Below are 21,387 nucleotides of genomic sequence, written 5' to 3'. Positions count from 1 at the left end.
GGGCGACGACGAGGTGCGGCGGGCCATGGAGGCACTGCCCGATTTCCAGCGGGTCATCGTGTACTACGCCGACGTCGCGTGCTTCCGGTACAAGGAGATCGCTGAGCTCATGGACATTCCGGTTGGCACTGTGATGTCGAGGTTGCACCGGGCGCGTCGCAATCTGCGTAAGCTGCTCGCCGAAACTGCGGTTGCCAGAGGGTATCTGGCCCGGAGTCAGGACAACGGCACGGCAGCCTGAACCTTACCGGCGTCGCGGCCGATGCCACGGTCCCGGGCCACGTCGGCGAGCAACTCCCGCAGCCGCTTTCGTCCGCGGGCCAGTCGGGACATCACGGTTCCGACGGGTGTGCCCATCAGGGCGGCGATTTCGCGGTAGTGGTAGCCCTCGACGTCGGCGAAGTACACGGTCATCCGGTTGGCCGCAGGGATCGCGTCCAGTGCGTCCGCGATGTCGTCGTCGCGCATCGCTTCGAGCGCTTCCACTTCCGCTGACCGCAAACCCGAAGATGTATGCCGCCCCTCGGCGGACACCTGCCAATCGGTGATGTCTTCACACAGTTGCTCACCCACGGCGCGTTGGCGGGCGCGATAGCTGTTGATCCAGTTGTTGTACATGATCCGAAACAGCCATGCGCGCGCATTCGATCCTGGCTTGAACGTGTGAAAACCGCTGTAGGCCTTGAGAAGTGTCTCCTGCACGAGGTCTTCGGCATCCGCGGCGTTGCGCGTGTATCGCCGTGCGGCCCCATAGAGTTGATCCAACAGCGGCAGCGCGTCGCGCTCGAACCGCTCCACCCGCCCGTCGTCGTTCATACCTGCAGCATCACATCTGAACATAACTTGAGGTCAAGCGATTTTCGGACACGTGGCTGCCGCCGGCCCGCACTGCCGGTATTGAAGGCATGTATCCCGCCGTCACCTTAGGCTCATCGGTTATGAATCGACTCGATCGCTTCTTCGAGATTTCGGCCCGTGGTTCGACGGTGCCCTCCGAGATCCGCGGAGGCCTGGTCACCTTCATCGCGATGGCCTACATCATCGTGCTGAACCCGGTGGTCCTGTCCGGCTCGGCTGACGTCGACGGCAACAAACTCGAGTTCGCCCAGGTTTCGGCCACCACCTGCCTGGCCGCAGGTGTGATGACGATCCTGTTCGGCATCGTCGCGCGGTTACCGTTCGCATTCGCAGCCGGCCTTGGCATCAACTCGTTTCTGGCCACGACCGTGGTGGGCACCCTCACCTGGCCCGAAGCCATGGGCCTGGTGGTCATCGACGGCGTCATCATCGTCGCGCTGGCGGCCAGCGGCTTCCGGCGTCTCGTGTTCGACGCGGTCCCGATGCAACTCAAACTCGCCATCACGGCAGGTATCGGCCTGTTCATCTTGTTCATCGGCCTGGTCGACGCCGGATTCGTCGGCTCGACCGGCCTGCCGTCTCCCCCGGTCGGGCTCGGCACCGGCGGCGTCGGCTCGATCAACACCGTGCCGACCGTCGTCTTCGTGTTCACCTTGTTGGTGACCGGCATCCTGGTAGCGCGGAAAGTGCGTGGCGGCATCCTGATCGGCCTGGTGACGGGCACCGTGGTGGCCGTCATCGTCGAGGCGATCTGGCATCTGGGGTCGGCTCAGGACAAGCCCGGCGGCTGGGGACTGTCGGTGCCCACGTTGTCCGGATCACCGTTCGCCCTGCCGGACCTGTCGTTGGTCGGCGAGGTCAGCCTGGGCAGCTTCAGCCGGATCGGCGCCTTGGCCGCGATGATGTTGGTGTTCACCCTGGTCTTCGCGAACTTCTTCGATGCCATGGGCACGATGACGGGGTTGTCCCGGGAGGCCGGGCTGTCCGACTCCCAGGGGAACTTTCCGCGACTGCGCTCGGCGCTGATCGTCGAGGGCGCCGGCGCCGTCGTCGGCGGGTCCGCCTCGGCCTCGTCGAACACCGTCTTCATCGAATCCGGCGCGGGTATCGAGGAGGGCTCGCGCACCGGGTTCGCCAATCTGATCACCGGGCTGCTGTTCCTGGCGGCGATGTTCGTCGCGCCACTGGCCTCCATCGTGCCCACCGAGGTCGCCGCGGCCGCGCTGGTGATCGTCGGCGCGATGATGGTCTCGCAGCTGCGCCACATCGACCTCTCGGAGTTCTCGGTGGCCCTTCCGGTGGTCCTCACCGTGGCGACCATGGCGTTCAGCTATTCGATCGCCAACGGCATCGGCGTGGGCTTCGTGGCCTGGGCCGTGCTGCGGTCGGCCGCGGGCAAGGCCCGTGAGGTCAGTCCGCTCCTGTGGATCGTGGCGGCCGGCTTCATCCTGTACTTTGCCCGCGGCTGGATCGAGTCACTCATCGGCATGTAGGTGCCGGTAGCCTTCACGGTCATGGGGATCACGGCATGAGCGCCGGCCTGTTCGGCTTGCTCGACGACATCGCAGCGCTGGCCCGGCTGGCCGCGGCGTCGATCGACGACATCGGCGCCGCGACGGGTAAGGCCACCGCCAAGGCGGCCGGCGTGGTGATCGACGACACCGCGGTCACGCCGCAGTACGTCCACGGCATCACCGCGGACCGCGAGCTGCCGGTGATCAAGCGCATCGCGATCGGATCGCTGCGCAACAAGATCCTGTTCATCCTGCCTGCGGCACTGCTGCTCAGTCAGTTCGCGCCGTGGCTGCTGACGCCGATCCTGATGGTCGGCGCCACCTACCTCTGCTATGAGGGCGCCGAGAAGGTCTGGGGACGCTTCCTCGGCCACGCCGCGCACGGCTCGCACGGCGAGCCCACCACGGCCGTCGGCGGGGACGCCGAAAAGTACATGATCACCGGCGCGATCCGGACCGACTTCATCCTGTCCGCCGAGATCATGGTGATCGCGCTCAACGAAGTCGCCAACCAGACCTTCTGGCCGAGGCTGATCATCTTGGTCATCGTCGCGCTGGTGATCACCGCCGCGGTATACGGCGTCGTGGCCGGCATCGTGAAGATGGACGACATCGGCCTGCTGTTGGCCCAGCGATCGTCGAAGGTGTCACAGAAGATCGGGCGCGGCCTGGTCGCCGGGATGCCCAAGCTGCTGTCGGCGCTGTCGACGATCGGCACGGTGGCGATGCTCTGGGTCGGTGGACACATCCTGCTCGTCGGCACCGACACCCTGGGCTGGCACACCCTCTACGGGTGGGTTCACCACGCCGAGGAGGCAGTCCGACATGCCGTGGGCGGCGGGTTCGGTGGCGTGCTGGCCTGGCTGACCAACACCGCGGCATCCGCGGTCATCGGCCTGGTGGTCGGCACGGTCGTGGTGGGCGTCATGCACGTGCTGCCGTTCGGCAAGAAGAAGGATGCCGACGCCTAAGAACTGACGCCTAAGAACTTCGGAGCCGCGGCCGCAACCGCTCATCGGCGATTTCAAGCCCTTGCCGCACATCCTCGATCAGGGCCAAACTCTCTGCGATCAGCCCGACGGCCCTGACGTCGTGTGGCGCCGGGGCCGGTGTCTCACCGAGCCGGTCTGCCGCCCGCGCCAGCACCGTGACCGCGCCCGTACCGTTGCCGCGCTGGATATGGGTGATGCCCACGGCAAGTTGGGCCAAGCCCTGCCACATCGCGCGGTGTGCCGGTGGCGCTTGCTTCCACGCCGCTTCGAGTACCTCGTGGGCGTTGAACGCCAGGCCCTGATCCAACAGCCGTTGCGCGTAGGCCAGTGACTCGTCGGCCGACAGCGCGAGATCGTCGGGGATGCGGGGCACACCCTGGCTGCCGTGCGGCAATGGCCGGCCCAGGGCATCGCGGGGCCGGCTGTTGCGGGCCTTGCCCGATTCGTCACGATCCCGGTCATGATCGGTCATACATCGATTCTCCGCGATACCCATTTCTCCGGCGCAAATCCATGAGCCGTCAAGAACATTTGTGTGCCACGTGACTTCACGTGCCATACTGAGCCCGGACGTTTTTGGTACGTCCGGATTCACAAGAGAGAAGTAAAATATGGCACAGGGAACTGTGAAATGGTTCAACGGCGAAAAGGGCTTCGGCTTCATCGCTCCTGACGGCGGCGCCGCTGACGTCTTCGTTCACTACTCTGAGATCACCGGAAGCGGATTCCGCTCCCTCGATGAGAACCAGCGAGTCGAGTTCGAGATCACCCAGGGTGCCAAGGGCCCCCAGGCAGTGGGAGTCACGGCGATCTGATCGCCCCCAAGATCTGACAGTGGGCTGGTACGGATGACTTCCGTACCAGCCCATTTCGTTTCATCCTGACGAAACGGCAGCAGTCCCAAGGTATCTGGCGAGCGTTCTCGCGGTCGACGTCAGCCGTTCGATGCCCGCACCGCGGGCAGGATCAGCGTGTCGATGACATCCCGGATGAACGCGGCATCGATGCCCTGCCCGCTGATCACCCGCATCAGGCACATCCCGGTCATCACGTCGGCGACCAGTGACCAGTCCTTCTCGGCCGATACCTCCCCGCGAGCGGCGGCCTGCTGCAGGATGGCCGTCACCACGCGTCTGCCCTTGAGCAGCATCAGATCGTCGAGGGCCGAGGCCAGATGGGGATCGTGCGTCGCCTCGACGGCGGCCCGCAGCACCAGATCGTAGGAGAAGCGTTCCTCGTCGTTGCGGATCGCACGACGCACCAGTTCGTCGAAATCGCCTTCCAGACTGCCGGTGTCGGGCGCGTCGTCATCCATCAGATCGGGCCGCCAGTACACCAGCGCGTCGGTGATCAACGCCGCCTTCGAGGACCAGCGCCGGTAGATCGCCGCCTTGCCCACACCGGCCCGCGCGGCGATGTCGTTCATGTTGGTGTCGACATAGCCGTTCTCGGCCAACGCCGCCAATGCCGCATCGAGGATCGCCGCGTCACGCGACCGGTCGAGCCGGCCGTCGGTGCGGCGCCGCAGCTTTGACGCGGCATCGGGGGGATGATCTCGGCCAGACATCACGTTCACGCCGTGGTCGGCGGGATGGGTGCGGTGTGGGCATCGGCGGCATCAGCATCCGTGCCGCCACCATCCAAGGCCTGCTTGCGCTCGCGGTCGAGGCGCCCCTGCCGGGTGATCTCAAAAGTGTTGAGCGGCCACCAGAACCAGCGGCCCAGCGCTGCCGCGATCGACGGCGTCATGAACGCCCGCACGATCAACGTGTCGACGATCAGTCCGATGCCGATCGTCATACCGAGCTGGCCGACCACCCTCAGGTCCGACACGATCATCGACATCATGGTGAAGGCGAACACCAGGCCCGCAGCGGTGACGACCCGTCCGGTGGCCCCGATACCGCGGATGATGCCGGTGTTGAGCCCCGCGTGGATCTCTTCTTTGAAGCGAGAAACCACGAGCAGGTTGTAGTCGGAGCCGACCGCCAACAGGATCACGATCGACAACGGGATCACGATCCACTGCACGCCGAGCCCGAGGATGTCCTGCCAGAGCAACACGGACAATCCGCACGCGGTGCCCAGGGATGCGGCCACCGTGCCGACGATCACCAAGGCGGCGACCACACTTCGGGTGATGATCAACATGATCGCGAAGATGAGGATCATCGCGGCGATCACCACGATCATCAGATCGGTTTTCACACCGTCCTGCATATCGCTGTAGAGCGACGCCGTTCCGGCCAGCGACACCTTCGCATTGGCCAACGGGGTGCCCTTGAGCGCGTCGGCGACAACACCTTTGAGGTCACGAACGTGGTCGATGCCCTCGACCGAGGCGGGGTCGCCCTGGTGGGTGACGATCATCCTGACCGCCTTGCCGTCGGGTGACATGAACATCTTGACCGCACGGTTGAAGTCAGGGTTCTCGAACACATCCGGCGGCAGATAGAACATGTCGTCGTTCTTGGCCTGATCGAAGTACAGGCCGATCTCCGTCGCGCCTTTGGCAGCCTCTTGCTGCGCCGCCTGGGTGCCGGCCATGGTGCTGTGGGTCGCGATCATGAAGTCGCGCATCGTCTTCATCGTGCCGATGGTGTCCTGCAGGACCGGCAGCATCTGCGGCAGCAGCTTGTCCAAGCGGTCTATGTCGCCGGTGAGGCCCTGTATCTGGTCGGCAAGTTCGTCAATCCCGTCGAGGGTGTCGAAGATCGACCGCAGCGAATGGCAGACCGGGATGTCGTAGCAGTGCGGCTCCCAGTAGAAGTAGTTGCGGATGGGGCGGAAGAAATCATCGAAATCGGCCAGGTGGTCACGCAAATCGTTTGTGGCATCGGCCATGTCGTGCGTCTTGCCGGCCATGCTGTGCGTGACTTCGGTCATCTCTTTCGTGATCTCGTACATGCGTTCCATGCTGGCGACGGTTTTACTCATCTCGTCGGCCTGTTCGAGCATCTGCGCGGAGTTGTCGTTGTTGAACTTGGCGGCCTGCAACGTGCTGGCGTTCTGTGCGCCGAGCAGGAACGGGATCGAGCTGTGTTCGATCGGCGCGCCCAATGGCCGGGTGATGGTCTGCACCCGTTCGATGCCCCGCATGTGCATCACGTTCTTGGCGACCTTTTCGATGACGAGCATGTCCGAGGGCGTGCGCAGATCGTGATCGGCCTCGAGCATCAGCAGCTCGGGGTTCATCCGAGCTTGGGAGAAGTGCCGATCGGCAACGCCCATGGCGAGGTTCGCCGGCATATCGGCGGGGGTGAACTCCTTGTCGTTGTACTGCGGCACATAGGTCATCAAGGCGATGAAGCCGACGACCGCGACGAGACTGGTGACGAAGACGATGGGGATGGGCCACCGCACCACGGAGGTACCGACCTTGCGCCAACCCGGCGACGCGATCTTGTGCTTGGGATCGAGCAGACCGAACTTCGACGCGATGGTCAGGACGGCGGGCGCCAACGTCAGTCCGGCGATGATGATCACCAGAACCGCGATGGCACATGGCAGACCCATGGTCTGGAAGTACGGAAGCGTGGTCATGGTCAGGCACAGGCAGGCCCCGACGATCGTCAATCCGGAGCCCAGGATGACGTGCGATACGCCGCTGTAGGCGACATAGAACGCGTCTTCCCGATCGAGGCCTTTCGATCTCTCCTCGTGATATCGGCCGAGGAGGAAGATCACGTAGTCGGTGCCCGCGGCCAGCGACAGCATCGTCACCATGCTGACCGCGTACGGAGTCAAGCCGATGATGTTCAGGTACCCGGCAGCGGCCGTAACACCCTGTGCGGCAAATAGTTCCAGAAGAATGACAACCATCGACACGAGCAACGTCACGACGGAGCGGTAGACCGCGAGCAGCATCACGATGATGACGCCGACCGACACCAACTCCATTTTCGCCATGCTTTGGTGTCCGGCGACCTGGGTATCGGCGTTGAGCACGCTGTTGCCGGCGACATGGGCGCTGATACCAGGCGGTGCGGGTACCGAGGCCACGATGTCACGCACGGCGGCCACCGACGCGTAACTCTGGCTGGTGCCCTGGTCCCCAGCGAGGAAGATCTGCACGTAGGCGGACTTACCGTCCACGCTCTGCGAGCCGGCGGCGGTCATCGGATCGCTCCAGAAGTCCTGGACGTTCTGGACGTGCTCGGTATCGGCCTTCAGTTTGGCGACGATCTCGTCGTAGTACTTGTGTGCGGCCGCACCGACCGGCTCGTCGCTCTCCAGCACGACCATCGCCGAGGAGTCCGAATCGTACTGCTGGAACACCTTGCCGATGTTCAGCATCGCCTTGTAGGAGTCCGCGCTGGTGGGACTCAGCGGCACCGAACGGGAAGCCGCAACCTCGTCGAGTGACGGGACAAGAATCCCCAGGGCGATCGTCAGGAGCACCCAGAACACGATGATCGGCAGCGAGAAGATCCGGACCATGTGGCCGATGAACGGCCGGTGTGGTTTCGCGTGCGCGTTGTTGCTCATACGGATTTCACCAAGCAGTAGATGAACGGTTTGAAGGTGTCGGTACTCGTCCGGTCGTCGCGCACGTCGTCATCGACAGTCACTCGGCATCCGAGGTCTGTGACGTTCCGTTCGCCCTGCGCCATGATGTTGGCCGACATGGACGGCAGCGTCGTCACGATCGTGAATGACCAAGGCAACGGGGCATTTTCGATGAGGTTGGGTTGACCGTATTCGTCGAGATAATTGATGTTCGCGGTGCCCCCGGACCCGGTGATCTCGTATTTGATGTGCTTCGGATTGAAGTTCTCGGTGATTCCGGCACCCTCTGCCGAGTTCGGTTCGTGCTGGCCGGTACCGCGGATCCGAAGGATCGCGTATGCGCCCAGGCCGACGACCACCACCAGGGTGAGCGGTATCCACGCTTTTTTGAGCAACCTGAACACCTTGCGCCTCCCCGACGTGCCGCTTCACGAAACTTACCCAGACGGAACTCCAGTTCCGCCTAAGAGAACGCTGTGTACTGTACTCGCCCACCCTTCGATCGGCGATTCGGTGTCTACTCGGCCAGGAACCGCTCGAGTCCGGCGATGACGATGTCGAGGTTGAAGTTGAAGTCGAAGTCTCCGGCCGCGATCACATCGCTGCCGCGCTGCGCCACTACGCCACTGAGCAGTGGAAAGTCGCTGGACGCAAGGTCTTTCAGGGCGCGCACCACTTCGGGTGTCTGATGGTGCAGGCGGGACTGGGCCGTGCCGAGTACGTCGTGCGCAGCCGACATCGCCAGCCCGGACACCAGGGTCAGCACCCGCCCGGCGTCGTCGATGTGGAATCCGGCCGAGCTCAGGGCGGCAAGCACCTGCTCAGCGAGAGCCAAGCTGGCCGCGCCGCCGGTGCCGCTCAATCGGAAACTGGTGGCCGTCACGCCGAGTTTGAGCACACCCTGACGAATGGCACTGCCATAGGCCCGAAGGATCTCCTGCCAGGACGCGCCCTCGGGCAACTTGATCGCCCGCAACTCGTGGTCGAACAAGTCGGCCACGACGAGCTCGAGCAGTCCGTCGCGGTCACCGACGTAGTAGTGCAACGTCGTGCGATCTACACCGAGGGCATCGGCCACGGCCTGCATCGTCAACGCGCCCGGGGCGATTGCGCGGGCCGCGGCAACGATCTGCTTCTGATCGATGCGCGGTGGCCGGCCTCGTCCCCGACGCGGCGCGTTTTCGGTGCTCACGCAGCAAATTCTAGTAGCGACAGGCGGACACCACGGCATCCTCTTCCTTTTTTCTCACGGGCGTGGAAAACTGCCCGAAACCAGAGAAGGGAGCCGCCACCGTGTCACAGAGTTCTCCATACCGGGTGGTGCAGTGGACGACGGGAAACGTCGGCAAGAGTTCGGTGGCGGCCATCGTGAAGAACCCGACGCTGGAACTGGTGGGGTGCTACGCCTGGTCGCCGGACAAGGCCGGCAAGGACGTGGGCGAACTCGTCGGCATCGAACCCCTCGGGATCACCGCCACCAATGACGTCGAGGCGCTGCTGGCCCTCAAACCCGATGTCGTGGTGTACAACCCGATGTGGATCGACGTCGACGAACTGGTCGAGATCCTCTCGGCCGGCGTCAACGTCGTCGCGACCGCGTCCTTCATCACCGGGCACAACCAGGGCGAGGGCCGAGACCGCATCGCCGAGGCCTGCCGCAAGGGCTCCTCGACGATGTTCGGCTCCGGCATCAGCCCCGGCTACGTCAACCAGCTGGCCATCGTCGCCGCCGGCATCTGCGACCGGGTGGACAAGATCACCGTCAACGAGGCCGCCGACACCACGTTCTACGATTCGCCGGAGACCGAGAAGCCCGTCGGATTCGGCCAGCCCATCGACCATCCCGACCTGCAGGCCATGACCGCCCACGGCACCGGGGTGTTCGGCGAGGCGGTGCGGATGATCGGCGACGCGCTGGGCATCGAGTTCGACGAGGTCCGCTGCGATGCCGAATATGCCAAGACCACAGCGGATCTCGATCTCGGCTCGTGGACGATTCCGGCCGGCGGTGTCGCCGGGGTGTTCGTCAGCTGGAAGGGGATCGTCGGCGAGACCACGCGCGTCGAGCTCACGCTGCGGTGGCGCAAAGGCCAGACGCTGGAACCCGATTGGCAGATCGATCAGGACGGCTGGGTCATCGAGGTGGCCGGGCGCCCGACCGTGACGATGAAGGTCGGCTTCCTCCCACCCCCCGATTTCGAGGCCACGACCCTGGAGGAATTCATGGTGTTGGGCCACATCATGACGGCCACTCCCCCGATCAACGCGATCCCGGCCGTGGTCGAGGCCGCCCCCGGCATCGTCACCTACAACGATCTGCCGCTGATCCTGCCGCGGGGCGTGGTGCCGACGAGCTAGGCGCTGCCACCGGCCGACACAATGTAACGACGAGCCTCGTTTCACTGACACTCTGCACGGCTCGTAGCGGTTCTCCACGCCCCAGGATTGGTCCATCCGTCGTACGCAACCGACGGCATCGATCAACGACGATTGGACAGAACCGTGGACTCGTTGCGCGCCAACCCCATTGAGCCGCAGATTCAAGACCGACAACAGGCCGGGGTCGTGATACCCAGCCGGTTGCTCGACACCAAGGCGCTTGACGAGTTGGCCGGCGATGCGATCGCGGTGAACCTGGACCGAGCCGGCACCGGTGACAGCCGGCTGCGTTTCGCCCTCGCCGCCGTCACCCCTATTCCGCTGCGCCGGATGCTGCCCGCGCTGCAGAGCATGGGCCTGGAGGTGCTCGAAGAACAGGCCGACATCTGGACGCGACCGGACGGACAGGTGTGCCACGTCTACCACCTGGTGCTGCAGCCCGGGCCCGACGTCGCCGACGCGCTGGCGCAGCCACACGACGGCACGCTCGACCGTATCCGCGAGACGTTCCAGGCGATCTGGGCCGGCCGCATCGAATCCGACGGGTTCAACGCACTGATTCTGCGCGCCGCGTTGAGTTGGCGGCAGGTCTGCGTGCTGCGCAGCTACAGCCGCTATCTACGGCAGCTGCCGTTGCCCTACGGTCAGGCTCGGATCCAGCGGGTGCTGTTGGACAACCCGGAGGCCGCCCGCGCGTTGCTGGCGCTGTTCGAGGCCCGGTTCGACCGCACCGAGCAGCCCGCCGACAGCCCTGCGCGCCAGGCCCGGATAGCCGAGGCCGAGCAGCGCGTCGTCACAGAGATCGACCAGGTGCTGCACATCGACGCCGATCGGGTCCTGCGCGCGTATCGCAACCTGATCGAGACCACCGTGCGCACGAATGCCTTCGCGCCCGACGCGCTGTCGGTCACGATGCCCTATCTGGTGCACAAATTTCAGGCCCAGATGATCGACGAGCTGCCGGCGCCTCGCCCGGTTTCCGAGATCTTCGTCTACTCGCCGGATTTCGAGGGATTGCACCTTCGCTTCGGGCTGGTCGCCCGCGGCGGCCTGCGCTGGTCGGACCGGCACGATGACTATCGCACCGAAGTGTTGGGCCTGGTCAAAGCCCAGGCGGTGAAGAACGCCATGATCGTGCCCGCCGGCGCCAAAGGCGTGTTCGTCGTCAAGTCCCGCCCCACGGCGGATGGCGAATCGCCGCGAGTCCAGGGGCTGCGGTGTTACCGGCAGTTCATCGGCGCGCTGTTGGACGTCGTCGACAAGGACCCCGACGTCGGCTCGGATGACCGACCGCGCTTCGGCGGCGTCGTGTGCCACGACGGATCTGACCCGTATCTGGTGGTGGCCGCAGACAAGGGCACGGCCACGTTCTCGGATTCGGCCAACGCGGTGGCGCTCGATCGTGGGTACTGGATGGGCGACGCGTTCGCCTCCGGCGGCTCCGCCGGCTATGACCACAAGGCGATGGGCATCACCGCCCGGGGCGCCTGGGTCAGCGGCGACAGTCACCTCGCCGAACTCGGTATCGACCCGAACACCGACGAGTTCACCGCGGTCGGAATCGGTGACATGAGCGGTGATGTGTTCGGAAACGGCATGCTTCTCCGCGCCGGGCTACGCCTGGTGGCCGCCTTCGATCATCGCCACATCTTCGTCGACCCGGCGCCGGACACCGCGCTGGCCCGCAAGGAGCGGCAACGGCTGTTCGACCTGCCTCAGTCATCGTGGGACGACTACGACCGGGCCGCGATCGGCGCCGGTGGCGGGGTGTGGTCGCGGACCGCCAAGACCATCGCCACCACACCGGAGATGCGTGCGGCCCTCGGTATCAACTCCGACGAGATCCGGCTGACCCCGACCGAGTTGATCAGCCACATCCTGCGCGCACCAGTGGATCTGCTGTTCAACGGCGGGATCGGCACCTACGTCAAAGCCGGCGATGAACAGCACGCCGAGGTCGGTGACAAAGTCAACGACTCGCTGCGCGTCGACGCCGACGAGGTGCGGGCCCGGGTGATCGTCGAGGGTGGAAACCTCGGCCTCACCCAACGTGCCCGCATCGCCTTCGCGCGCGGCGGAGGGTTGGTGAACACCGACGCCATCGACAACGCGGCCGGGGTGGACTGCTCCGATCACGAGGTCAACATCAAGATCCTCCTGGACACCGCCGTCGGGTCCGAGATCATCACCGCCACCACGCGCAACCGCCTGCTGGCCGACATGACGGACGAGGTCGCCGAGCTCGTCCTGGCCAACAACACGGCCCACAACCGTCTGCTCAGCGATGCCCGCTCGAATGCGGGCCAGATGGTCGACGTGCACGCCAGGATGACGGCTGACCTGGAAACGCGGCGGGGGTTGCACCGGTCGCGCGAGAATCTGCCCAGCGCAGAGGAATTCGCCGGTCTGGCCAAGGCCGGCCAGGGTTTGACGGCACCGCAGTTGGCCACCCTGATGGCTCACGTCAAACTCGACCTCAAAGCGCAGCTGCTCAGCGGAGAGAAGTTCGACGATCCCTACTTCGTCGCGTCGCTCACCCGTTACTTCCCACCGACGTTGCGATATCAACTCGGCGAGCCGCTACCCGAACATCCGCTGCGCCAGGAGATCGTCACCACCGCGGTCGTCAACCGGGTCCTGGCCACCTCGGGTATGACGTTCGCCTTCCGCCTCGTCGAGGAGACCGGCGCTACAGCGGGCGACATCGTGCGGGCCCACGCAGTGGTGTCCGAGGTGTTCGACCTGGACTCATTGTGGTCGGACATCTACGCCGCCGATCTGCCGCCGGCATTGACCAACACCCTCGTCATCGAGGGCCGCCGTCTGCTCGATCGGGCCACGCGATGGTTTGTCCTCAACCGGCCACAACCGCTCGACGTCGAGCAGGAGATCGGCCGATTCGCCGACGAGGTGGCTATGCTGCGGAGCCGGCTCGCATCGATGTTGCGTGGCCAGGAACGGGAGACCGTCACCGAGGCCTACGGCGATCTGGTCGCCGGCGGAGTCCCGGGACATGTTGCGCAGCGGATCAGCGAATCCCTTTACTCCTTCAGTCTTCTCGACATCATCGAAGGTGCGCATCTGCACGGTCAGAACGCGGGCGCACTCGCCGAGATCTACTTCGAACTGTCCGACCGGCTCGGCGTGGACCGGCTGTTGCTGGCGGTGTCCTCACTGCCCCGCGGCGGCCGCTGGCATGCGCTGGCGCAGCTCGCGCTGCGCGAGGATCTCTACCGTTCGCTGCGCGATCTCACGATCGACGTCACCCGCCTGGGCGACGACGGCAATGCGGCAGAACGCATCTCGGACTTCGAGGCCTGCCACCGACCGCGGCTGGACCGGGCGAAGCGGACGTTGGACGAGTTCCTCGATACCGACGAACCCGATCTCGCGGCGCTGTCGGTGGCCACGGCGCAACTGCGCCGGCTGCATCGGTGACCTGGCCATCCGCCGGCGGTGACGTCAGACTGGATGCCGACATGACTACACATCTGAGCTGGCTCACCCACCCCGAAACAGAGTCGGATATTCCGGCCGTCCGCCGGATCAATCTGGCCGCGTTCGAGACCGCGGAGGAGGCCGACCTCGTCGACACTCTCCGCACCGATCCCGGCTGGATCGACGGACTGTCGATGCTTGCCACGGCCGAGGATGGTGATCCGACGGGCTACGCGTTGCTCACCCGGTGCCACATCGGCGACACCGCCGCGCTGTGCCTCGGGCCGTGCGCAGTAATGCCGGAGTATCAGCGCTCCGGGGCCGGCTCCGCAGCCATCGGTGCGGTTCTCGACGCGGCCAGGCAACGGGGTGAACGCTTCGTGACCGTCCTGGGGCACGCGGCCTACTACCCGAGGTTCGGGTTCACCCGGGCCTCGCTCCACGGGGTCGCGATGCGCAGCGAGGTTCCCGACGATGCGCTCATGGTGCTCGCGCTCGACGGAAGTGCGATCCCCGCAGGGGTCATTCGTTACGCCGCGCCGTTCGGCGACATCTGAGCGGTCGACGCATCGTTCACGCGCCGTTCGGTGCCGTCACGGTCGGTTCCGCACTCACCGGGAAGTTCACCGAGTTGGCGATGAAACACATCCGGTGGGCCTCGTGATGGAGCCCGACGGCGTCGTCGACCCGCTCCGGGGCGGTGATGGTCACCTCCGGCCGTAACGTGACGTCGGTGAAAACGCCGCTGCCCTCGGCGTTCTCGCTCATCGTTCCCGACGGCCGATCACTGTAGGCGGTCACGGTGATGCCGTCGCGGGCGCACAGGGCGAGGTACCACAGCATGTGGCACTGCGACAGGCTGACCACGAGTAACTCCTCGGGGTTCCAGCGTTTCGGATCGCCGCGAAAGGCCGGATCGGCGCTGCCCGCGATCACCGGCTTGCCGGCCTCCAGACCCGTCACGTCGTGGTCGCGCGCATAGTCGCGGTAGCCGCTGGTCCCCGACCCCGTGTTACCGGTCCAGGTGACCACGGCCTCGTATCGGTGTGTCCGGTTCGCCATGGGCGCGACGGTACCAACTGCCGACGACGCCTTCGCCGTACACCATTGACACATTGGCACGGATAACTAGACTTTGTGCCATGTCTATTGGCAGCGTGGCCGACACAGACGTGGTACGCCCGGAAGTGCTCGCTGATTTCCGCAGGCACTCGGGCAGCATCCTGGGCGGCGCCTTCGGTGCCGCGGCGTTCGACGAAGTGGCCTTGGTTCCGGTGGCCGCTGCGGTCGACCGCAGCGGTCGCTTCGAACGTAACTTCTTGGATCGCGGTGTGCGCAGTGGATTCTCGGCATTCCTGGCCATCTGGGGTGACGCCGAGGACCGCGCCGCCGAAGGCCGCCGGCTACAGACCATGCACCGCGATGTCCGCGGGCACGGCAAGGACGATTTCGCCGACGTCCGCTACAGCGCGCTGAATCCGCAGCTGTGGAACTGGATTGCGATCAGCGGAATCTTCGTCGTTCTACGCTCGTTCACCCCGGCCACGGGCATCACGATGAACGATGCCGAGCACGAGGCGGCCTACGCCCAACTGCTCGAAGCCTTTCGCGCCCTCGAGCTCCCGGGCGCCTCGGCCAAGCTGCCGCAGACCTATGCCGAGGCCACCCGCTACTACGACGACATGGTCGAAAACCAGTTGTCGGGCAACGAGTTTCTGACCCGGGTGACCGACGGGCTCACCCGGTTGCCGTTACCCACGCTGCTGCTGCCCGGGCCCGTGCGGATAGCGCTCACGCCGTCCTGGATGGTGGTTCGGCCACTCGCCGGCCGGGTGATCAAGGTGTGCTCGTTCGGAATCATGCATCCCGGGGTGCGCGAGCTCACCGGATTCCGCTGGCAATCGCGCCACGACCGCGAGTTCGCCGTGTACACCCGGGTACTCCAACTGGCCTGGCGGGTCCTGCCCGACCGGCTCCTGCTGGTGCCGCTGGCCTACAACCGGCTGCAGTACGAGAAGCTGGTGCGCCTGCACCGGTCGGTGGGTCTGGATTCCTTCGCACCGCTGGGCTGCCCGGCAGCGGGCTGACACACTGGTATCGATGCCGCGCAGCAACGCCAGCCAGTCCGAACAGGAAGACGCCATCCTCAAGGCCGCCGCCGAGGAGGTGTCGCTCGTCGGGTTGGGCCGCGCCAGCCTCGATGTCATCGCCAAACAGGCCGGGGTCAGTCGCCGCACGCTCTACCGCCGCTTCCCCACCCGCGATGCCTTGATCACCGAACTCGGCCGGCGCACCTTCGAGCTGGCGATGGACCGGTTACGCACGGTCGCAATCGATTCCGGTGCCGGCGAGGCCGCCGTCGCCGCCTTCTGCGAGGGCGTGCGGCTACTGACCACCGAGCCGTTGATGCGCCGATTCCTGCGGCTGGACACCGACTTCACCGCGGTGGCCGGCGCGTACCACGAGGCCGAGGTGTTTCTGCGCCATGCCTCGACCGCGATGGCGAAGGCGCTTCGGGCGGCCGGCGCCACCATGCCCGATGACGAGTTGCTCGCCGTGGCCGAACTGCACATCCGCCTGGCCTGCTCACTGGCCCAGGTGCCGTCACCGGTGCTCGACGTCAACGACGACGCGGCGGTTCGCGCCTACGCGCGCCTGCATCTGGCACCGCTGGTGCACTGAGCCCCGTCCACCTCACCTCGGCCGGCCACGCAGCCCGACCGCCGCCGTGCGCACCGCGGCCGTGATCACCTCGACCATCGGGCTGTCCAGTTTCCAGCACTGCCAGTACAGCGGCACGTCCAGATACTGGTCGGTGATCCGGACGAACGCGTCGTCGACGAGTTCCTCGGGGTACATTCCCCAGCCCAGACCCGCCCGCACCGCGGCACCGAAACCCTCCGCAGTCGGAATGTAATGCGTGGGCCTGAGAATGTCCTTGCGGAAGACCTTGCACACCAATCGATCCTGTAGCGCATCATCTCGGTTCCAGGCCAGCGACGGTGCCGCCGACACGGCCTCGCGGGTGAAGCCGGCGGGCAGATGGCGCTGCACATACTCCGCACTGGCCACCGGCACGTAGCGCATCGCACCCAGCGGATGTACGCGGCAGCCCGGCACCGGGTTGCGTTCGGTGGTGACCGCGCCCATCACCACGCCCTCCCGCAGCAGGCGCGCCGAAAGGTCTTGATCCTCGATCCTGATGTCGAACAGGAATTCGTCGGCCTCGACGAACACCCGGGTGAACCATGTCGCCATCGAATCGGCATTGACGGCCAGCGCGATCCGGGTCAAGTGCGCCGGACCGCCGCCCATCTCCGCCAGGGCCTCGGCCTCCAGCAGTGCCGTCTGCGCCGCCAGCCGCAACAGCGGGACACCAGAAGGTGTTGCAGTACACGGCTTTTCGCGCACAACAAGCACCTGACCGACGCGTTGCTCGAGGGCCTTGATGCGTTGACTGACCGCCGAGGGCGTCACATGCAGCCGCTGGGCGGCCGCGTCGAAACTACCCAGCTCGACCACGGCGGCGAAGGCAGCCAGCTGCTGGCCGTCGATCTGCACGAGGCAATCGTAATCACGTCGCGCTCGCCTGGTCCCGTGGTCGGTGCAGTTCTCCTACCACGGTCGTAGGTCAAGATCAGAGCGCAGCGCGATGTGGGCTGACCTGCATGCTTCATAGCGTCGAGCCATGACACGAGCACAGCGTTCCCCAGCTATCTCGATAGCGAATTCGATGACCGGCGTCGCCCGTGGATGGACCGTGAACGACGCCGTCGTCGCCCAGCCGGCCGTGTGGCGGCGCATGATCGCCGCCATACGCGTCGCCCTGGCGGCCGCGCCGCGTCCACAGTGGAAGCGACCGTACTACCCACCGTTGCGGGAAGGCTTCGTCGAGGACGCCGCGATGGCACGTGAGATGTGGCGACTCTGAGGACCGATCCGGAAAATCCGACCCTGGTAGGACGCGCGGCAGCGGCTTGACCTTCTACGATCACACCATGCTTGGGGGCATCGCACGCGGCATGCGGGCGCACGCACGCCGGCGGGGTGAGGCCCTGCCGGTGGGCTACAACTGGGCCATCGTGTTGTCGTTCGATGCCACGGTGATCGGGGTCGGCGTGGTCGCGATGCTGCAGCGGCCCGCGGCAGACGCTCCCACGGGTCTGTTGGCCTTGGCGGTCTGCGTCGCCCCGTTCGCGTTGTTCTACCTGTCCGGCATCGAATTCAAGGCGCCGATCGTGTGGGCCACGTGGTCCGCCGGCGCGGCGGTGTTGTTGTTCGGCACCGCCACCCCGATCGCCAATGACTTCGCACCCCTGATCGCCGTACTTATGGTCGGTGAGGTCGCTTCGCTGACCGGGATCTGGGGCGGATTTCTGGCGTCACTGTCGGCGGCCGCCCTGCTGTTGACCGCCGCAGCACAGCACCGTCTCGACGCCCTGCCGCTCTACCTCGGAATCCTCGGAATGGGTTGGCTGGTCGGCTATCTCGTCCACACCCAACAGCAACTCATGCGGCAACAGCAGGAGTCGCAGAACGCGTTGGCCCGGCACGCCGCGGCCGACGAACGCCGACGGATCGCCCGTGAGGTGCACGACGTCATTGCACATTCGCTCAGCGTGACCCTGCTGCACGTCACCGGGGCGCGGCGCGGCCTGCAACAGGACCGCGACGTCGACGACGCCGTCGAGGCGTTGGAACAGGCCGAACGGTTGGGCCGCCAAGCGATGGCGGATATCCGCCGCACGGTCGGACTGCTCGACGGCGCCCCGATGAGCATGGCGCCCGAACCTGGCGTCGACGACATCGCCGAGCTCGTGAACGATTTCGTGCGCGCGGGCTTGAACGTCCGGCACGAGGCCACCGGCCGCACCGACACCATCTCGCCCGCCGTCGGCCTGGCGTTGTACCGCATCGCCCAGGAATCACTGGCCAACATCGCCAAACACGCGCACGACACAGAAGCCTCTGTGCTCCTGCGGATTTCACGCACGTCGGTGGCACTGACCGTCACCAACCGGCTCCCGGTGCCCGCCCACGCCGGACATCGCGGGTCCGACAGGGAAGGCCGCGGCGTACGCGGCATGCGCCAACGCGTCGAACTTCTCGGGGGCATCATCAGCGTCGGACCCGACGACGACGGATGGTCGGTGCGCACGAACATCCCGTTGGACGACACCGATCAGGCACCTCGCGGGTGCCCCTTCGGGTCATGACGGGTCCGGCCACCGATGTCGCCGTACTGCTGGTCGACGATCAGGACCTGGTGCGCTCCGGTCTGCGCCGGATCCTGCGGCGCAAAGACGGCTTCATGATCGTTGCGGAGTGTGCCGACGGTGACGAGGTGGCCGATGCCGTCGCTGCGCATCGCCCCGACGTCGTGGTGATGGATCTGCGGATGAAACGGGTCGACGGGATCGAGGCCACCCGCCAACTGACCGCGGCCGGCGGGCCTCCGGTGCTGGCACTGACCACGTTCAACGACGACGAGTTGCTCTCGGGTGCCCTCCGCGCCGGAGCCAGCGGATTCGTTCTCAAGGACTCCTCGGCCGAGGAGTTGATCCGGGCGGTGCGTGCGGTGGCCCACGGGGACAGCTACCTCGACCCGGCAGTGACCGCCCGGGTGCTCAGCACCTACCGCAAATCGGCCGAGCCCCGTCGTGCCGCCGCTGTCGGTGATCTCACGGCTCGCGAACTCGATGTGCTGACACTGATCGCCAAGGGACGTTCCAACGCCGAGATCGCCGACGAGCTGAGCATCTCCGGGCTCACCGTCAAGAGCCACATCGGCCACATCTTCGTCAAACTCGACCTTCGTGACCGCGCCGCCGCGATCATCCATGCCTACGACAGCGGACTGGTCGCACCTCAGTGATCGGATTCACACCGTCCTTGTAAGATAGATAGCCAGTCGTAGTTGTTGTGCGACCTGCGTAAACGTGACGACAGCCGGATGCGGCGCACCGACCGAGGGGGAACCATGAACGAAGTGCTGGCCCGCGCCGGCATCTTCCAAGGGGTGTCGCCCGATGCCGTGGCCGCACTTGTGCGGCAGTTGGAACCGGTGACATTCCGGCGCGGGGAGGTCGTGTTCGCCGAGGGCGAGCCCGGCGAGACGTTGTACATCATCACCGCGGGCAAGGTGAAGATCGGCCGCAAGTCCGCCGACGGCCGCGACAGCCTGATCACGCTGATGGGCCCGTCGGACATGTTCGGTGAGCTGGCGATCTTCGATCCCGGCCCGCGAACGTCCACGGTGACCGCGCTGACCGAGGTGAAAGCGGTCGTGATGAGCCGCGTCGTGCTGCGCAGCTGGATCGCCGACCGGCCCGAGATCGCCGAGCAGCTGTTGCGTGTGCTGGCCCGACGGTTGCGTCGTACCAATGACAATCTGTCCGACCTGATCTTCACCGATGTTCCGGGCCGGGTGGCCAAGCAGCTGCTCTACCTTGCGCAACGGTTCGGCAGCCGGGACGGCACCGCCTTGCGGGTGGATCACGAACTCACCCAGGAAGAGATCGCCCAGCTCGTCGGGTCCTCGCGCGAAACGGTCAACAAGGCGTTGTCGGACTTCGCGCAGCGCGGCTGGATCCGCGTCCAGGGCCGGAGCATCCTGATCGACAACGCCGAGCGGTTGGCCAAACGCGCGCACTGAGATGTGAGCGCCTAGACATTGTTAGTGCCCTAATTATTAGGGTACGTTTTAAGCATGACCGCGGTCTCTGCTGCCCCTTCGACCTCGACAAATGAGGTCGACCCGCTGGCCCTCGAGCGCCAGGTCTGTTTCGCCCTGGCCGTCAGCAACCGAGCCGTGTTGGCGGTGTACCGCCCGCTGCTCGAACCCCTGGGCCTGACCCATCCGCAATACCTGGTGATGCTGGCGTTGTGGGATCACCTGCGGTCCGACGCCGGCGGAACGCCACCACTGTCGGTCAAGCAGATCGCCGCCGCCCTGCAGCTCGATTCGGCGACGCTGTCCCCGATGCTCAAACGGCTCGAAACTCTCGGCCTACTCACCCGCAGCCGCCGGGCCGGTGACGAACGCGCGACCGACGTCGCACTCACCGAAGCCGGCGTCGCCCTGCGCGAGCGGGCGCTGGCCATCCCACCGGCCGTCGTCGCCCGGTTGGGCGTCGACCTCGCCGAACTCGAAGAACTGCACCGGGTGCTGACCCGCATCAACACGGCCGCCCTTGCGGCCAACTCGCTCACCGACTGACAACAGGAGTCCCCATGGCCGGCCAGAAAACCAAAGACCGTCCCAACCTCTTTCAGTACATCGCCTACTGCTACGGCAAGCGTCTGCCCGATTCGATGCGCGACTGGGTCGCTCACGATCTGGCCGATCACGGCGCGTTGCGCCGTCACCTCATCCGGATGGCGATCCCGCCGCTGTTCGTGCTCGCGCCGCTGTGGCTGCTGCCGGCGTCCCTGTACGTCCACATCGAGATGACGGTGCCGATCTACATCTGGGCCCTGTTGATGGCGCTCGCGCTCAACAAGATCTGGCGACGGCACCGGCTGGCCCAGCACGGCTTAGACCCCAACCTGGTCGACGAGATCAAGTACAAGAAGAACCAGCGGATGCACGAGGACTACGTCCGGCGGTTCGGACCACGCCCCGAATCCTCGAAGTATCAGTCCAACAGCAGCCCCTTCTAGCGTTCCGCCTGGCCATACCCCTTGCATGCAAGCTT

At 65.7% G+C, this 21,387-nt stretch carries 23 protein-coding genes; 15 read left to right on the top strand and 8 right to left on the bottom strand.

Going from position 1 to position 21,387, the window contains the following annotated elements:
• A partial coding sequence (locus tag A5699_RS01615; RefSeq protein WP_304528240.1) for a sigma factor-like helix-turn-helix DNA-binding protein occupies positions 1–241 on the top strand: 241 nt, incomplete at its 5' end.
• On the opposite strand, the gene A5699_RS01610 is transcribed toward A5699_RS01615, so the two are convergent.
• Positions 217–840 (bottom strand): sigma-70 family RNA polymerase sigma factor, encoded by a 624-nt coding sequence (locus A5699_RS01610; RefSeq protein WP_197508162.1) that lies wholly within the window; start codon positions 838–840, stop codon positions 217–219. The two genes, A5699_RS01615 and A5699_RS01610, sit on opposite strands and share 25 nt — an antisense overlap.
• 98 nt (positions 841–938) lie before the next feature.
• Between A5699_RS01610 and A5699_RS01605 the strand changes: the two genes are divergently transcribed.
• Together A5699_RS01605 and A5699_RS01600 are read left to right on the top strand one after the other, a co-directional pair.
• Positions 939–2,351 (top strand): NCS2 family permease, encoded by a 1,413-nt coding sequence (locus A5699_RS01605; RefSeq protein WP_067764357.1) that lies wholly within the window; start codon positions 939–941, stop codon positions 2,349–2,351.
• Between the two features lie 35 nt (positions 2,352–2,386).
• Complete coding sequence (locus tag A5699_RS01600) at positions 2,387–3,343, top strand: DUF808 domain-containing protein (RefSeq protein WP_067764354.1); 957 nt, start codon at positions 2,387–2,389, stop codon at positions 3,341–3,343.
• Between the two features lie 10 nt (positions 3,344–3,353).
• On the opposite strand, the gene A5699_RS01595 is transcribed toward A5699_RS01600, so the two are convergent.
• Positions 3,354–3,836, bottom strand: coding sequence for a DUF309 domain-containing protein (locus A5699_RS01595; protein ID WP_067764351.1), 483 nt, complete (start codon positions 3,834–3,836; stop codon positions 3,354–3,356).
• A gap of 139 nt (positions 3,837–3,975) precedes the next feature.
• Here A5699_RS01595 and A5699_RS01590 point away from each other — a divergent pair, with 139 nt between their 5' ends.
• On the top strand, positions 3,976–4,179 hold the full coding sequence (locus A5699_RS01590) for a cold-shock protein (RefSeq protein WP_067764348.1): 204 nt from the start codon (positions 3,976–3,978) through the stop codon (positions 4,177–4,179).
• A gap of 119 nt (positions 4,180–4,298) precedes the next feature.
• Here A5699_RS01590 and A5699_RS01585 read toward each other — a convergent pair whose 3' ends face one another.
• The 4 genes from A5699_RS01585 to A5699_RS01570 all read right to left on the bottom strand — a co-directional run bounded on the left by A5699_RS01585 (position 4,299) and on the right by A5699_RS01570 (position 9,065).
• Positions 4,299–4,931: a TetR/AcrR family transcriptional regulator gene (locus A5699_RS01585; RefSeq protein ID WP_067764391.1), complete on the bottom strand. Its 633-nt coding sequence runs from the start codon at positions 4,929–4,931 to the stop codon at positions 4,299–4,301.
• A gap of 5 nt (positions 4,932–4,936) precedes the next feature.
• Positions 4,937–7,852 carry an RND family transporter gene (locus A5699_RS01580; protein WP_142253795.1) on the bottom strand — a complete coding sequence of 972 codons (2,916 nt, stop codon included), beginning with the start codon at positions 7,850–7,852 and terminating at the stop codon, positions 4,937–4,939.
• Positions 7,849–8,277 carry an MmpS family transport accessory protein gene (locus A5699_RS01575; RefSeq protein ID WP_067764345.1) on the bottom strand — a complete coding sequence of 143 codons (429 nt, stop codon included), beginning with the start codon at positions 8,275–8,277 and terminating at the stop codon, positions 7,849–7,851. Before A5699_RS01575 ends, A5699_RS01580 begins: the two co-directional genes overlap by 4 nt.
• Before the next feature lie 113 nt (positions 8,278–8,390).
• Positions 8,391–9,065 (bottom strand): TetR/AcrR family transcriptional regulator, encoded by a 675-nt coding sequence (locus A5699_RS01570; RefSeq protein WP_231965527.1) that lies wholly within the window; start codon positions 9,063–9,065, stop codon positions 8,391–8,393.
• A gap of 101 nt (positions 9,066–9,166) precedes the next feature.
• Between A5699_RS01570 and A5699_RS01565 the strand changes: the two genes are divergently transcribed.
• The 3 genes from A5699_RS01565 to A5699_RS01555 all read left to right on the top strand — a co-directional run bounded on the left by A5699_RS01565 (position 9,167) and on the right by A5699_RS01555 (position 14,247).
• Complete coding sequence (locus tag A5699_RS01565) at positions 9,167–10,231, top strand: dihydrodipicolinate reductase (protein ID WP_067764339.1); 1,065 nt, start codon at positions 9,167–9,169, stop codon at positions 10,229–10,231.
• A 144-nt stretch (positions 10,232–10,375) separates the two neighbouring features.
• Positions 10,376–13,690, top strand: coding sequence for an NAD-glutamate dehydrogenase domain-containing protein (locus A5699_RS01560; protein WP_231965526.1), 3,315 nt, complete (start codon positions 10,376–10,378; stop codon positions 13,688–13,690).
• 41 nt (positions 13,691–13,731) lie between these two features.
• Positions 13,732–14,247 (top strand): GNAT family N-acetyltransferase, encoded by a 516-nt coding sequence (locus tag A5699_RS01555; protein WP_067764387.1) that lies wholly within the window; start codon positions 13,732–13,734, stop codon positions 14,245–14,247.
• 16 nt (positions 14,248–14,263) lie between these two features.
• Here A5699_RS01555 and A5699_RS01550 read toward each other — a convergent pair whose 3' ends face one another.
• Positions 14,264–14,752, bottom strand: coding sequence for an OsmC family protein (locus A5699_RS01550; RefSeq protein ID WP_067764336.1), 489 nt, complete (start codon positions 14,750–14,752; stop codon positions 14,264–14,266).
• Positions 14,753–14,832: 80 nt separating this feature from the next.
• Here A5699_RS01550 and A5699_RS01545 point away from each other — a divergent pair, with 80 nt between their 5' ends.
• A complete protein-coding gene (locus tag A5699_RS01545; protein ID WP_067764332.1) occupies positions 14,833–15,777 on the top strand; it encodes an oxygenase MpaB family protein in 945 nt (314 codons plus the stop codon).
• A 13-nt stretch (positions 15,778–15,790) separates the two neighbouring features.
• Positions 15,791–16,372, top strand: coding sequence for a TetR/AcrR family transcriptional regulator (locus A5699_RS01540; RefSeq protein ID WP_067764329.1), 582 nt, complete (start codon positions 15,791–15,793; stop codon positions 16,370–16,372).
• A gap of 12 nt (positions 16,373–16,384) precedes the next feature.
• On the opposite strand, the gene A5699_RS01535 is transcribed toward A5699_RS01540, so the two are convergent.
• Entirely contained in the window at positions 16,385–17,251 is an 867-nt protein-coding gene (locus tag A5699_RS01535) for a LysR family transcriptional regulator ArgP (protein WP_067764326.1), read from the bottom strand.
• A 199-nt stretch (positions 17,252–17,450) separates the two neighbouring features.
• Here A5699_RS01535 and A5699_RS01530 point away from each other — a divergent pair, with 199 nt between their 5' ends.
• The 6 genes from A5699_RS01530 to A5699_RS01505 all read left to right on the top strand — a co-directional run bounded on the left by A5699_RS01530 (position 17,451) and on the right by A5699_RS01505 (position 21,352).
• Complete coding sequence (locus tag A5699_RS01530) at positions 17,451–17,621, top strand: hypothetical protein (RefSeq protein WP_157561029.1); 171 nt, start codon at positions 17,451–17,453, stop codon at positions 17,619–17,621.
• A gap of 67 nt (positions 17,622–17,688) precedes the next feature.
• Positions 17,689–18,906: a sensor histidine kinase gene (locus tag A5699_RS01525; protein ID WP_067764385.1), complete on the top strand. Its 1,218-nt coding sequence runs from the start codon at positions 17,689–17,691 to the stop codon at positions 18,904–18,906.
• Positions 18,903–19,565, top strand: a complete 663-nt coding sequence (locus A5699_RS01520) for a response regulator transcription factor (RefSeq protein WP_067764320.1) — start codon at positions 18,903–18,905, stop codon at positions 19,563–19,565. The genes A5699_RS01525 and A5699_RS01520 overlap by 4 nt, the downstream gene beginning before the upstream one ends.
• A 105-nt stretch (positions 19,566–19,670) precedes the next feature.
• Positions 19,671–20,345, top strand: a complete 675-nt coding sequence (locus tag A5699_RS01515; protein ID WP_067764317.1) for a Crp/Fnr family transcriptional regulator — start codon at positions 19,671–19,673, stop codon at positions 20,343–20,345.
• Between the two features lie 54 nt (positions 20,346–20,399).
• Positions 20,400–20,909: a MarR family winged helix-turn-helix transcriptional regulator gene (locus A5699_RS01510; protein ID WP_067764314.1), complete on the top strand. Its 510-nt coding sequence runs from the start codon at positions 20,400–20,402 to the stop codon at positions 20,907–20,909.
• Positions 20,910–20,923: 14 nt separating this feature from the next.
• Entirely contained in the window at positions 20,924–21,352 is a 429-nt protein-coding gene (locus A5699_RS01505; protein WP_067764311.1) for a DUF5313 domain-containing protein, read from the top strand.
• Positions 21,353–21,387: the final 35 nt, after the last annotated feature.

The organism is Mycobacterium sp. E802, from assembly GCF_001666875.1.
Taxonomy (GTDB): domain Bacteria; phylum Actinomycetota; class Actinomycetes; order Mycobacteriales; family Mycobacteriaceae; genus Mycobacterium.
This window is presented reverse-complemented; position numbering and strand designations above follow the sequence as displayed.